The sequence below is a fragment of the Paraburkholderia acidipaludis NBRC 101816 genome (assembly GCF_000684975.1).
GTDB lineage: Bacteria > Pseudomonadota > Gammaproteobacteria > Burkholderiales > Burkholderiaceae > Paraburkholderia > Paraburkholderia acidipaludis.
The window spans coordinates 345521-358966 of the sequence record NZ_BAXZ01000004.1 but is presented as its reverse complement, the minus strand read 5'-3'; the positions used below and the strand labels follow the sequence as shown (position 1 = coordinate 358966).

Here is a 13446-nt window from a genome sequence, read left to right as displayed (position 1 = left end):
ATTCCTCATTATTGGACGAGCGGCCCGGCGGCGCCGGCCAGCACCGCGCCTTCGACCCGCGCCTCGCCGGCCAGCACGGACACGTACTGCTGCATGGCCTTGTGGCGCACACGCGTTTCGAGGAAGGCGGCGATATCGGCCTCGACTGCCGCGAACGGCAGGGCCTCGCCCTCGACGCGGCGGTCGATGCGCACGACGTGAAAGCCGAAGCGCGTATTGATAAGATGCGGCAGGATGCCGAGCGCTTCCGTCCCGAACAGCGCGCGCTCGAATTCGGGCACGCTGTCGCCGCGCAACAGCTGTCCCAGGCTGCCGCCCACCGCGCCGGACGGACAATTCGAGCGCTCGCGCGCCGCCGCCTCGAAGTTCTGCGGTGCCTCGCGCACCTCATGCAATGTCTCTTCGGCCGTGGCTCGCACGCGTGCCAGCGGCGAGCGCTCGGTCACGGCGAAGAGGATATGGCTCGCGTAGACGATGTCGTTGCGCCTGAACCTTGCCGTATGGCCGGCGTAATAGTGTTCGCACTCGGCGCGCGTGGGCTGCGGGACGCGAAGCTCGCGCGCGAGCAAGGCGTCGAGCGCTTCGTCGTCGAGCGCGCCATCCTGGCCCAGCAAGCCGAGCGCGACGGCGCGCTGGCGCAGCAGCTCGCGAATCGCCAGCGCGCATCGCGCCGCGCCGTCCGGGTCGGGTTCGTCTTCGTGATGGCGCTGCTCGGCCGCAATCTCGGCCATGTCGATCACGACGTCGTTCACGCGCAGTATCGCCGCCGCTTGCGGTTCCGTCACGCAGGCTTCGCTGTTGTCCATGTCGCCTCCTCTCAACGCCGACGCACGAGCTGATACGGCCGGATCAGATATGCGACCGAAGCCAGGCCGCTCCAGATATGCACCATCCGCGTGAACGGCGAAACGAGGAAAATCGTGAAGCCGAGCGCGATATGAAGCTGGTACGTGAGCGGCACGCCGTCGAGAAGCCCCGCGATGCCGGGCCGGAACGTGACGACGCCCTTCACGTAATCGGTAAGCTGTTCGAACAGAACGCCGTCCATGTGATGCAGCGAGAGCCATACGGTGCCAAGGCCGAGCGCGAGCTGCGCCCATAGCATCAGCACGATCACGATGTCCCAGACGCGGCTGTTATGGCGGATGCGCGCGTCGGACAGGCGCCGCCAGATCAGGATCGTCAGGCCGATGATCGCCACGGCGCCCGACGCCCCACCCGCGATCATCGCGACGAGCTGGTGCCCCGAGGCCGAGAGAAACGGCGAAACGAGCCAGTGCGGCGCGAGAAAGCCCGCGAAATGTCCGAGTACGACCACGAGCACGCCCCAATGGAACAGGTTGCTGCCAAGACGCAGCGCGCCGTGCCGCAGCAGTTGAGACGAGTCGCTTTTCCATGTGTACTGCTCACGGTCGAAGCGGATGAGACTGCCCAGCAACAGTACCGCCAGGCAGATATACGGATAGATGCCGAACACAAACTGATGGAAGTAGCCGCTCATGGCGATTCTCCTCGAGCTGGGTGGCCGCGCCCGTTGTCTGGGCGCGGTGTGCGGGCCGTCACCTGCGCGCCGGCCGCTGGTCGTAGAAGCGCACGGGCTCCGCGGCCGGTGCCGCCGCGCCGACGAAACGCACGGGCTCGTCGGTGTAGGCGGCGTCGAGCGCGCGATAGTCGGCAGCGGATGGCGGCCGATGTGCGTCGTCCTCGGCTTCGGCGTCGGCGGGCATCGCCGCGCCGCCCGCCAGCGCCAGCAGCGCGCCGATCACGAAGCCGTAGTGGCTCGCCCGCTGGCCCAGCGCATCCGCCAGCGACTGCAGGATCTCGACGGTCTCGGCGAGCAGCGCCCGCGCCTCCTTCGCCGGCAGACGCGAAAGGTATTCGAGGAACACCGGCAGATAATCGGGCAGCTCATTGGCGGCCAGGTAGAGCCCGTGGCGCGCATAGGTCTGCAGCAGATCGATCATGGCCTGCCCGCGATCGCGCGATTCGCCGTGCACGTGCTCGAACAGATAGAGCGACGTCGCGCGCCCGCGATCGAACAAGGCGACGTAGTTCTCCTGCAGCGTGACGAGTTCGCGTTCGGCGCAGTAGTCGAAGAAGCGCGCGAGGCCCGCGCGCGCCTCGCGCGGCAGCGCACGCTCCGCCATCAGCAGTTCGCGCGCTTCCGGCAAGGCCTGCACCAGGGCGGCGTCGGGGTAGTCGAGCAGCGCCGCGAGCACGGTGTACACCATGCCCTGCTGCTCGCGTTGAAGCGCTTGAATCATGTCAGGACTCCTCGCGGATCGGAATCGTGCGTCCGCCCTTGCGCGTGCTGAACAAACTCGCCTCCGAGCGGCCGTCCGAACAGCCGTTGCCGAACGAGAAACCGCAGGACGAGCGCAGATCGAAGGCATCTTCCGCATACTCGCGGTGGGTGGTCGGGATCACGAAGCGATCCTCGTAGTTGGCGATCGCGAGATAGCGGTACATGTCCTCCACCTGCGCGACCGACAAGCCCGCCTGCGCGAGCACGCCCGGCACGTCCACGCCGTCCACATGCCGCGCGCGCATGAACGCGCGCATGGCCAGCATGCGCTCCAGCGCGCGCTTCACGGGCGCCTCGTCGCCGGCCGTGAGCAGGTTGGCGAGGTAGCGCAGCGGGATGCGCAGCGATTCGACGTCGGGCAAATAGCCGTTCATGCCGAGATCGCCGCTATTGGCCGCGGAGTTGATCGGCGAAAGCGGCGGCACGTACCAGACCATCGGCAGTGTGCGGTATTCGGGATGCAGCGGAAACGCGATCTTCCAGTCGATCGCCATCTTCCAGGTGGGCGAGCGTTGCGCGCTCTCGATCCAGGCGTGGGGTACGCCGTCGCGTTCGGCCTGCGCGATCACGGCCGGGTCGTGCGGGTCGAGGAATACCGAAAGCTGCGCTTCGTACAGATCGGTCTCGCGCTCGACGCTCGCGGCTTCGCCGATGCGATCGGCGTCGTAAAGCAGCACGCCGAGATAGCGAATGCGCCCGACGCAAGTTTCCGAGCACACGGTAGGCTGCCCCACCTCGATGCGCGGATAGCAGAAGATGCACTTCTCGGCCTTGCCGCTGTGCCAGTTGTAATAGATCTTCTTGTACGGGCAACCGGAAACGCACATGCGCCAGCCGCGGCACTTGTCCTGGTCGATCAGCACGATGCCGTCCTCCTCGCGCTTGTAGATCGACCCCGAGGGACAGGCCGCGACGCAGGCCGGATTGAGGCAGTGCTCGCACAAGCGCGGCAGATACATCATGAAGGTGTTCTCGAACTGCCCGTAGATGTCCTTCTGCACGTTCTCGAAGTTATAGTCCTTCGCGCGCTTCTCGAACTCGCCGCCCAGTATCTCCTCCCAGTTCGGGCCCCACTCGATTTTCTCGAGCCGCTCGCCGCTGATGAGCGAGCGCGGCCGCGCCACCGGCATCGCGCGCGTGTTGCCCGCCTCCTGCAGGTGCGCGTAGTCGAACGTAAAGGGCTCGTAGTAGTCGTCGATCTGCGGCAGCCGCGGATTCGCGAAGATCTGCGCAAGCAGGCGCCACTTGCCGCCAAGGCGCGGCTCGATCTTGCCGTCGGCCTTGCGCGTCCAGCCGCCGTGCCAGCGGTCCTGGTTCTCCCACTCCTTCGGATAGCCGATGCCGGGCTTCGTTTCGACGTTGTTGAACCAGGCATACTCCATGCCTTCGCGGCTCGTCCAGACGTTCTTGCAGGTCACCGAACAGGTATGGCAGCCAATGCACTTGTCGAGGTTGAGCACCATTGCAATCTGGGCACGCACTTTCATGAGGTTTCTCCTTCACGGACCTTGCGTTCGACTGCTGGAGCCATCTGCTGAGGCGGCGTGTCGTCGAGCCAGTCGACGGTACTCATCTTGCGCACGACGAGAAACTCGTCGCGGTTCGAGCCCACGGTGCCGTAGTAATTGAACCCGTAGGAGAGCTGCGCATAGCCGCCTATCATGTGGGTGGGCTTGAGCGCGATGCGCGTGACCGAGTTGTGAATGCCGCCGCGCGTGCCCGTGACTTGCGAGCCCGGCGTGTTCACGATCTTCTCCTGCGCGTGGTACATCATCACCATGCCGCGCGGAATGCGCTGGCTCACCACGGCGCGCGCGCACAGCGCGCCGTTCGAGTTGTAGCACTCGATCCAGTCGTTGTCGGCCACGCCGATCTGCGCCGCGTCGCGCTCCGAGATCCACACGATCGGGCCGCCGCGCGAGAGCGTGAGCATCAGCAGATTGTCGGTATAGGTGCTGTGAATGCCCCACTTCTGGTGCGGCGTGATGAAGTTGAGCACCATTTCCGGGTTGCCGTTCGAGTGCTTGCCGACCATGTGCGCATAGCTGCCGGTGTCGATGGGCGGCTTGTAGACGCAGAGCGACTCGCCGAAAGCGCGCATCCACGCATGGTCCTGATAGAGCTGCTGGCGGCCCGTGAGCGTGCGCCATGGAATCAGCTCGTGGACGTTGGTGTAGCCCGCGTTGTACGAGACATGCTCCGATTCGATGCCGCTCCAGGTGGGCGACGAAATGATCTTGCGCGGCTGGGCCTGGATGTCGCGAAAGCGGATTTTCTCGTCGGCGCGGGCCTCGGCCAGATGCGCGTGCTCGATGCCGGTGATCGAAGAAAGCGCATCCCACGCCTTGACCGCCACCGCGCCGTTGGTCTCGGGCGCGAGCGAGAGAATCGTCTCGGCGGCGTCGATGGCAGACTCGATGCGCGGCCGGCCCTCGGCTGAACTCTCGCCGCCCACCCGATAGTTGAGTTCGCCGAGCAATGCCACCTCCTCGCGCGTATCCCAGTTGATACCCTTGCCGCCGTTGCCCAGCGTATCCATCAGTGGGCCTAACGAAGTGAACTGACGATACGTGGCGGGATAATCGCGCTGAACGGTTATCACCGACGGCATGGTCTTGCCGGGCACCGGTTCACATTCGCCGCGCTTCCAGTCGAGCACGTCGAAAGGCTGGGCGAGTTCGGCCGGGCTGTCGTGCGCGATCGGCGCGAGCACGACGTCGCACTCCACGCCGAGATGACCTACGCTCAACTCCGAAAAACGCCTGGCGATCCCCTTGAAGATTTCCCAGTCGCTCTTCGATTGCCAGGCGGGATCGACCGCGGCCGAAAGCGGATGGATGAACGGATGCATGTCGGACGTGTTCATGTCGTCCTTCTCGTACCACGTCGCGGTGGGCAGCACGATGTCCGAATACATGCAGGTGGTGGACATGCGGAAGTCCAGCGTCACGAGCAGATCGAGCTTGCCGCGCGGCGCCTCCTCGCGCCATGCGACCTCCTCGGGCCGCACGCCGCCGTCCTTGCCTATTTCCTCGCCCTGCACGCCGTTCGTCGTGCCAAGCAAATGCTTGAGGAAATATTCGTGCCCCTTGCCCGAGGAACCGAGCAGGTTCGAGCGCCATACGAACAGGTTGCGCGGGAAGTTGTCGGGATCGTCGGGATCCTCGCAGGCGAGCTTCAGGCTGCCGGCCTTCAAACGCGCCGCGACCTCGGCCGGCACGGCCTCGTGCCCGGCCAGCTCGCGCCCGAGGTTGAGCGGATTGCGCTTGAATTGCGGCGCGCTGGGCAGCCAGCCCATGCGCTCGGCGCGCACGTTGTAGTCAATCGGCGCGCCGTGAAAGTGGGTCGTATCGGCCAGCGGCGACAGCAGCGCCGTGGGATTCATCGGATCGTAGCGCCACTGGTCGGTGTGCGCGTAGAAAAACGACGTTGCGTTCATCTGGCGCGGCGGGCGGTGCCAGTCGAGCGCGAACGCGAGCGCGGTCCAGCCCGTTTGAGGACGCAGCTTCTCCTGGCCCACATAGTGCGACCAGCCCCCGCCGGACTTGCCGATGCAGCCGCACATGATCAGCATGTTGATGATCGCGCGGTACGCCATGTCCATATGGAACCAGTGGTTGATCCCGGCGCCGATGATCACCATCGACTTGCCCTCGGTCTTGTGGGCGTTCTCCGCGAACTGCCGCGCCACCGCGATCACGTCGGCGCGCTTCACGCCGGTGATCGCCTCCTGCCAGGCCGGCGTATAAGGCACGTCGTCGTCGTAGCCGGCGGCAATGTCCGCGCCGCCCAGGCCCTGATCGAGCCCGTAGTTCGCGACGAAAAGATCGTAGACGGACGCGACGAGCATCGTGCCGTTCTGCGTGCTCACGCGGCGCACGCCAATGCGGCGCGTGAGCGTGGACGCATGCGAGGTCGATGCGAAATGCGCATGCGGCTGATTGCCGAAGTAAGGAAACTTCACGTCCACGACATCGTCGTGCGCGCCCACGAGCGATAGCCTCGGCTTGAGCGCGGCACCGTTCGAGGCCTCGGCGCGCAGATTCCACTTGCCCTTGTCGCCGCCCTCCTTCTGGTTCCAGCGAAAGCCCACCGACCCCAGCGGCACGACGAAGTCGTTGCTCGCCTCGTCGATCGCCACGGTCTTCCACTCCGCGTGATTCGTTTCGCCAAGCGCCCCGTCGAAGTCGGAGGCGCGCACGAGCCGCTCGGGCACGTAGCCGTCGCCGTGCGGCACGAGACGCACGAGGCAGGGCATGTCGGTATAGCGGCGGCAGTAGTCGGCGAAGTAATCGCTCTTGCCCGCCAGATGAAACTCCTTGAGGATCACGTGCCCCATTGCGAGCGCGAGCGCCGCGTCGGTGCCCTGCTTCGGATGCAGCCAGATGTCGCCGAACTTCGCGCCCTCCGCGTAGTCGGGAAACACCGAGACGATCTTCGTGCCCTTGTAGCGCACCTCGGCCATGAAATGCGCGTCCGGCGTGCGCGTCTGCGGAACGTTAGAACCCCACAGCATGATGAACGTGGAGTTGTACCAGTCCGCGGATTCGGGCACGTCCGTCTGTTCGCCCCAGGTTTGCGGCGAGGCCGGCGGCAGATCGCAGTACCAGTCGTAGAAGCTCAGGCACACGCCGCCGATCAGCGACAGATAGCGCGAGCCCGCCGCATACGAGACCATCGACATCGCCGGAATCGGCGAGAAGCCCACCACGCGGTCGGGCCCGTGCTCGCGTATCGTGTGGATGTTGGCGGCCGCAACGATTTCGTTGACTTCATCCCAGCTCGACCGCACGAAGCCGCCCAGCCCGCGGCGCTGCTGATAGCTGCGGCGCGCCGCTTCGTCGGCGACGATCGAGCGCCACGCCTCGACGGGCTCGAGCGTGCGGCGCCGCTCGCGCCAGAGCGTGAGCAGCGCGCTGCGCACCATCGGATACTTGAGGCGGTTCGCGCTATAGAGGTACCACGAGTAAGACGCACCGCGCGAGCAGCCGCGCGGCTCGTGGTTCGGCATGTCGGGCCGCGTGCGCGGATAGTCGGTCTGCTGCGTCTCCCATGTGACGATGCCGCCCTTCACGTAGATCTTCCACGAGCACGAGCCGGTGCAGTTCACGCCATGCGTCGAGCGCACGATCTTGTCGTGCTGCCAGCGCTGGCGGTAGGCGTCCTCCCACTTGCGGTCCTCGTCCGTGACAGCGCCGTGACCGTCGGAGAAGGTCGGGCGGGTGGTCGTGAAATAGCGCAGCCTGTCGAGAAAATGACTCATGGCGATCTCGAGAAAGTGGAAATCGAAGCGTGGCCGGAGCGCCACGCGGGTGATGCGTCACGCGGGGAGATACGGATAGGCATGACGGAATACATCGGAGTCCGCATTACCCATAGTAGACACGGTGCGACCATGCGTTTCGCATGGCTGTAGCCGCTGTCGCACGGCCGCTGTGACCGCACGGCCTTTGGGGGGAGACAACGTGGTTGTGTGAGTGTTACCGGCATGTCATAAAGCGGTCGAAATCCGGGTAGAGACGGTTCTTTCAACACACTGCGAAGCCGTCATTCAAATGACACGAACGACAGCACTACTCAGCTTTATTGATGCATCGGCGATGCGTGCCCGCTAATCAGGCACGCGTTGTGCATCTTTACTCAGACTCGAACGACGGTCAAGCTGAATAGAAGGCCGGAGCATCGAGCTGCACGACGTTCACTAACGACCAGTGCGAACGTCGATTCAGATTTGCCTCGCAGCAAAACGAGTTGTAAAGCCGGCACGATCTTATGCCCCGCCCTTCGGTTCGGGCTGCGAGCAAATGCCACATCTGCGGATTCTACGGATCCGATCCGCGGCATATATGATGTATATCAAATACATCTATTAGCGGGAGCGCAAAGCATGAATCTCCACAGCATCGCCGAACCGCCGGCCGCGCCGCGCCGCGCCGCCGCTTCGCACTCTGGGCGCTCGGCTTTCGCCCGTTCTACCTGGGCGGCGCGCTGTTCGGCAGCGCCGCGATGCTCGCGTGGCTGGCCGCGATAGACGGTCATCCCCTGCCGGGTCTTCAGTCCTCCCTGCCCGGCGTCCTCTGGCATGTCCACGAAATGATCTTCGGCTTTGCCGCGGCCATCGTGGTGGGCTTCCTGCTTACCGCCGTACGCGCGTGGACCTCCGTGACGCCCGCACAGGGCCGCTCGCTCGCCGCGCTGTGGCTGCTCTGGCTGGCCGGGCGCGCGGCCGTGGCCTGGGCTCCCGCCGCGCTCGCCGCCACGGTCGATGTCGCGTTCCTGCCTGTCTGTGCATTCGTGTTGCTGCGCGTGCTCGTCCGCGCGCAGAACCGCCACAACGTTTTCCTGCCCGTTGCGCTCGGGCTGCTCGCGGCCGCCAACCTCGCGTTCCATCTGGCGGCCGGCAGCGGACACGCGGACTGGGCGCTGCGTAGCGCCTGGCTCGCGGTCGGCCTGCTTGTGCTGTTCGTGACCGTCATCGGCGGACGCATCATTCCGTCCTTCACCGCCAATGCGGTTCCGGGCTATGCATTCCTGCGCTGGCGTTTTGTCGAAGCCGCGGTGATGCCGCTCACCGCACTCGCCTTTGTCATGGACGGATTCGGCGCGCCCCGCCCCGCGGTAGCCGCCGCGAGCCTCGCCGCCGCTCTCGTGCAGGGTTGGCGGTGGTTCGGCTGGCGCTCATGGCGCGTCGGCAATCGCCCCATCCTCGCGATCCTGCATGTTGCCTATGCGTGGATTCCGCTCGGCTTCGCGATGCTTGCGCTCGCATCGTGCGGCTACGTCGCCCATTCGCTCGCGATGCACGCGTTCACGGTGGGCGCGATCGGCTGCGCGATCATCGCCATGATCACGCGCACGGCGCGGGGGCATACGGGCCGGCCGCTCGTCGCGGGGCGCATCGAGATCGCCTGCTATGGACTGCTGATGCTGGCCGCCGTGATGCGCGTGGTCGTGCCCGCGCTGGTGCCGGCGTGGACGCTTGCGGCCATCGACGTATCGGCGGTCTGCTGGATCGCGGCGTTCGCCGCGTATTGCGTGCGTTACGCGGGATGGCTTTGCCGTCCGCGGCTGGACGGCAAGGAGGGTTAGCGCAAGGCCGCCCGGCGACCCTCGCGGCTTCATCGCCGGCATGTCGCACGATAGAATTTTTATCTACGTCGCCCCCGTCACGCGCCGCCAATTTGGAAGCATTTTCTCGCTCCAGGTCGGTAGGATTTTCTCCTTCGATTGGCGGAGGCCTTATGACGACGAACCCTGGACACCTGCATTACTTCGACTACGCGGCGACCACGCCGGCCGACCCGCGCGTCATCGCGGCCATGAGCGATTGCCTCGGCATGGACGGCGTTTTCGGCAACCCCGCGTCGAGCTCGCACGACGCGGGCACCCGCGCCCGCGCGCTCGTGGAGCGCGCCCGGCAACAGGTCGCGGCGCTGATCGGCGCCGAAGCCGCCGAGATCGTGTGGACCTCGGGCGCGACCGAATCGAACAATCTCGCGCTCAAGGGCTATGCCGAAGCCGCCACGGCGCGGCCGCACCTCGTCACGAGCATCCTCGAGCACAAAGCCATTCTCGATACGGCCGCCAGCCTGGAAAAGCGCGGCACGCCCGTTACGTGGCTGCGCCCCGCGCCCGACGGCTCGATTTCGCCCGCGGCCGTTGCCGCCGCGCTGCGCGAGGACACCGGCCTCGTCTCGCTGATGCTGGTGAACAACGAAATCGGCACGCTCACCGACATCGCCGCGATCGCACCGATCGTGCACGCGGCCGGCGCGCTGCTGCACGTCGATGCGGCACAGGCCCTCGGCAAGACGCCTATCGACGTGAAGGCGCTCGGCATCGACCTCATGTCGATGTCCGCGCACAAGGTCTACGGGCCCAAGGGCATCGGCGCGCTGTATGTGCGCGAAGGCATTGCCGCGCGCCTCGCTCCGCAGATGCACGGCGGCGGCCACGAGCGCGGCCTGCGCTCGGGCACGCTGGCCACGCATCAGATCGTGGGCATGGGCACGGCGTGCGCCATCGCCGCCGCCGATGGCGAAGCCGACAACGCCCGCATCGCGCAACTGGGCGCACGGTTGCTGGACGGCATCGCCGGTCTCGCAGGGGTCTCGCTCAACGCGCGCGAGGCGCGGCGCATTGCGCACACGATGAGCTTGCTCGTGGATCACGCGGGCTTTTTCCCGTTTCTGCTCGGGTCGGACTTCGCGGTGTCTTCGACGTCGGCCTGCAGCTCGGCGGCCGGCACGCCTTCGCATGTGCTGATGGGAATCGGTCTTGCCGCCGAAGCGGCGTCGCGCACGATCCGGCTGAGCCTCGGCCGGTTTACGAAGCAGGAAGATGTCGACTTCGCGATTGGCCGCTTGCGCGAAGTGATCGAGTCGGTGAGCCCGGCGGCGGTCCAGGGCGCTTGATGCGCCCGTTCAAACGTGCTGTGCGACCGCGATGATGAGCGCCGAGACAGAGAGCGCAATCGCGGCGAGCGCAACGGCGATGGCAGTGTTGTTCGGGAGTTTCATGCTCGATCCTTGTTCAGGCCGGTACGTTACCGCCTCGTGAGCCATGAGGATGTTAGCAATTGTCAGAAAGCGTATCCACGCTTACCCTGAGCGCCCCGCCTGACGCCGTACAAGCGACAACGCCCCGAGGCCGCGAAAGCCCGGGGCGTGAACGATGACACAGGAAGTGTCCGACCAGCGGCGGCCGGTCAGACCGTGTGCAGGTGCAGGTAGTTATAGAGTCCGGCTGCCGCGGCCCCGCCCACGAGCGGCCCGATCACCGGAATCCACGCATAGCGCCAGTCGCTGTCGCGCTTGCCCGGAATCGGCAGCAGCGCGTGCATGATGCGCGGCGACAGATCGCGCGCCGGGCTCATCGCATAGCCCGTGGGCCCCCCCAGCGAAATGCCGATGCCGAGCACGAGCAGGCCCACCGGCAGCGCATCGAGCGCGCCGAGCCCCACCTGCGGCGACGCGAGATACAACACGCCCAGAATCAGGATGAACGTACAGATGGCCTCGGTCAGCACGTTGTGCTTCACGCTGCGGATCGCGGGCGCCGTGCAGAACACGGCGAGCTTGAGGTCGGCGTCCGCTTCGCGCGCGAAGTGCTGGCGATACGCGAGCCACACGATCAGCGCGCCGGCCATGCCGCCCAGCATCTGCGCGGCCACGTAGCCGCCCACCTTCGACCACGCGAACTTGCCCGCCAGCGCGAGGCTGATCGTGACGATGGGATTCAGGTGCGCGCCGCTGAACGACGCCGTGACATAGACCGCGACGAACACGGCCATGGCCCAGCCGAACACGATGACGATGAGATCGGCGCCGTTGCCTTTCGTCTTGGCGAGCAGCACGTTGGCGACCGCGCCGTTGCCGAGCAGCACGAGAATCGCTGTGCCGATGAATTCTGCAATGTATGGTGACATGATGTGTCTCTCTAGCCATGCGGCAGGCACGCGCTCATGCGCGCCCTGCTGCATGAAAAATGTTTTTTGTTCGTATGCCTGATTGATCCGGAAAGCGGCTCAGTGCGTGTCGTCCGCCCATGCCTTGGCCGCGCGTACCGCACGCTGCCAGCCGGCGCGGCACTTGTCCACCTGATCGGCCGCCATCGTGGGACCGAAGCGGCGGTCGAGCTGCCACTGGCTCTGCACTTCGTCAATGCTCTTCCAGTAGCCCGTCGCGAGGCCCGCGAGGTACGCGGCGCCCAGCGCCGTGGTCTCGGTGATCTGCGGGCGCACCACGTCCACGCCCAGCATGTCGGCCTGGAACTGCATGAGCAGATTGTTCGCGCTCGCGCCGCCGTCCACGCGCAGCTCGCCGATGCTGATGCCCGAGTCGGCTTCCATGGCCGAAAGCACGTCGAGCGACTGATAAGCGATCGAATCGAGCGCCGCGCGCGCAAGGTGCGCCGAGGTCGTGCCGCGCGTCACGCCGAAGAGCGAGCCGCGCGCATGCGCGTTCCAGTGCGGCGCGCCGAGACCGGCGAACGCGGGCACGAGATACACGCCGTCCGTATGCGCAACACTGCCGGCGAGCGCCTCGATCTCGGCCGCGCTCTTGATGACGCCCATGCCGTCACGCAGCCACTGCACCACGGCGCCCGCAATGAAGATGCTGCCTTCGAGCGCGTAGTGCACTTCCTTGCCGATCTGCCAGGCAATCGTCGTGACGAGATTGTTCTTCGACTCGATCGGCTTCGTGCCCGTGTTCATCATCAGGAAGCAGCCCGTGCCGTAGGTGTTCTTCACCATGCCCGAGGTCGTGCACATCTGGCCGAAGAGTGCCGCCTGCTGGTCGCCCGCGATGCCGGCAATCGGAATCTTCGAGGCGAACACCGTGGTCTTCGTCGGCCCATAAACTTCGGATGACGAACGGACTTCGGGCAGCATGCTGCGCGGAATGTCGAGCGCCTCGAGCAGGTCGTTGTCCCACTCGCGCGTATGGATGTTGAAGAGCATCGTGCGCGACGCGTTCGTCACGTCGGTCACGTGCAGTTCGTGCTTCGTGAAGTTCCAGATGAGCCAGCTGTCGACCGTGCCGAACGCGAGCTTCCCCTGGCGCGCCTTTTCGCGCGCGCCTTCCACGTTGTCGAGAATCCAGCGGATCTTCGTGCCCGAGAAGTACGAGTCGATCGGCAGGCCGGTCTTCGCGCGCACCTTCGCTTCGAGGCCCTGGGCCTTGAGCTTGTCGCAGAAGTCGGCCGTGCGGCGGTCCTGCCAGACGATCGCGTTATAGATCGGCTGGCCCGTCTCGCGGTCCCATACGATGGTCGTCTCGCGCTGGTTCGTGATGCCGATGGCGGCGATATTGGTGCCGTTCATGCCTGCGCGCGTAACGGCCTCGGCGGCCACGCCGGCCTGGGTGGACCAGATCTCCTGCGGGTCGTGCTCGACCCAGCCCGGCTGCGGGTAGATCTGTTCGAACTCCTTCTGCGCCATCGAAACGATGTTGCCTTGCCGGTCGAACAGCATCGCGCGCGAACTCGTCGTGCCCTGGTCGAGCGCGAGAATGTATTGATCCTGCATGTCTCTTATCTCCTTCCGTTGGTAGTTGTGATTCGCGCCGCGCGAGGCGGCACGTTTTGATTGCCCGGCTGTTTGCCCGACTTTTTGCCCGACTAATTGCCGATCTTCGATG

The 13446-nt window shown here is 65.7% G+C and carries 8 protein-coding genes and 1 pseudogene; 2 read left to right on the top strand and 7 right to left on the bottom strand.

The features are described 5' to 3' along the window. Positions 1-8 precede the first annotated feature (8 nt). The 5 genes from BAC01S_RS06805 to BAC01S_RS30570 are packed head-to-tail and all read right to left on the bottom strand — an operon-like array spanning position 9 to position 7568. The gene (locus BAC01S_RS06805; RefSeq protein ID WP_027794076.1) at positions 9-806 is read right to left on the bottom strand and encodes a peptidylprolyl isomerase; all 798 of its coding nucleotides are present in this window, start codon (positions 804-806) and stop codon (positions 9-11) included. 11 nt (positions 807-817) lie between these two features. Beyond that, positions 818-1501 carry a respiratory nitrate reductase subunit gamma gene (gene narI / locus BAC01S_RS06800; RefSeq protein WP_027794075.1) on the bottom strand — a complete coding sequence of 228 codons (684 nt, stop codon included), beginning with the start codon at positions 1499-1501 and terminating at the stop codon, positions 818-820. Positions 1502-1559: 58 nt separating this feature from the next. Next, positions 1560-2264, bottom strand: coding sequence for a nitrate reductase molybdenum cofactor assembly chaperone (gene narJ, locus BAC01S_RS06795; protein ID WP_043201392.1), 705 nt, complete (start codon positions 2262-2264; stop codon positions 1560-1562). A gap of 1 nt (position 2265) precedes the next feature. After that, positions 2266-3792 (bottom strand): nitrate reductase subunit beta, encoded by a 1527-nt coding sequence (gene narH, locus BAC01S_RS06790; protein ID WP_027794073.1) that lies wholly within the window; start codon positions 3790-3792, stop codon positions 2266-2268. Further along, positions 3789-7568: a nitrate reductase subunit alpha gene (locus BAC01S_RS30570; RefSeq protein WP_043201484.1), complete on the bottom strand. Its 3780-nt coding sequence runs from the start codon at positions 7566-7568 to the stop codon at positions 3789-3791. Before BAC01S_RS30570 ends, narH begins: the two co-directional genes overlap by 4 nt. 605 nt (positions 7569-8173) lie before the next feature. On the opposite strand from BAC01S_RS30570, the gene BAC01S_RS06780 reads away from it, so the two are divergent. Both BAC01S_RS06780 and BAC01S_RS30565 read left to right on the top strand, forming a co-directional pair. Continuing rightward, on the top strand, positions 8174-9394 hold the full coding sequence (locus BAC01S_RS06780; RefSeq protein WP_043201390.1) for an NnrS family protein: 1221 nt from the start codon (positions 8174-8176) through the stop codon (positions 9392-9394). 152 nt (positions 9395-9546) lie between these two features. Then, a pseudogene (locus tag BAC01S_RS30565) lies at positions 9547-10713 on the top strand (cysteine desulfurase family protein); the annotation flags it as partial. A gap of 299 nt (positions 10714-11012) precedes the next feature. Here BAC01S_RS30565 and BAC01S_RS06765 read toward each other — a convergent pair. Both BAC01S_RS06765 and glpK read right to left on the bottom strand, forming a co-directional pair. Continuing rightward, positions 11013-11732: an MIP/aquaporin family protein gene (locus tag BAC01S_RS06765; protein WP_027794071.1), complete on the bottom strand. Its 720-nt coding sequence runs from the start codon at positions 11730-11732 to the stop codon at positions 11013-11015. A 99-nt stretch (positions 11733-11831) separates the two neighbouring features. After that, a complete protein-coding gene (gene glpK, locus BAC01S_RS06760; RefSeq protein ID WP_027794070.1) occupies positions 11832-13334 on the bottom strand; it encodes a glycerol kinase GlpK in 1503 nt (500 codons plus the stop codon). Between the last annotated feature and the right edge of the window lie 112 nt (positions 13335-13446).

Bases quoted from the DNA above. Each gene is read 5' to 3' on its own strand.
- BAC01S_RS06805 (WP_027794076.1), bottom strand. From the start codon at position 806: ATGGACAACAGCGAAGCCTGCGTGACGGAACCGCAAGCGGCGGCGATA.
- narI (WP_027794075.1), bottom strand. From the start codon at position 1,501: ATGAGCGGCTACTTCCATCAGTTTGTGTTCGGCATCTATCCGTATATC.
- narJ (WP_043201392.1), bottom strand. From the start codon at position 2,264: ATGATTCAAGCGCTTCAACGCGAGCAGCAGGGCATGGTGTACACCGTG.
- narH (WP_027794073.1), bottom strand. From the start codon at position 3,792: ATGAAAGTGCGTGCCCAGATTGCAATGGTGCTCAACCTCGACAAGTGC.
- BAC01S_RS30570 (WP_043201484.1), bottom strand. From the start codon at position 7,568: ATGAGTCATTTTCTCGACAGGCTGCGCTATTTCACGACCACCCGCCCG.
- BAC01S_RS06765 (WP_027794071.1), bottom strand. From the start codon at position 11,732: ATGTCACCATACATTGCAGAATTCATCGGCACAGCGATTCTCGTGCTG.
- glpK (WP_027794070.1), bottom strand. From the start codon at position 13,334: ATGCAGGATCAATACATTCTCGCGCTCGACCAGGGCACGACGAGTTCG.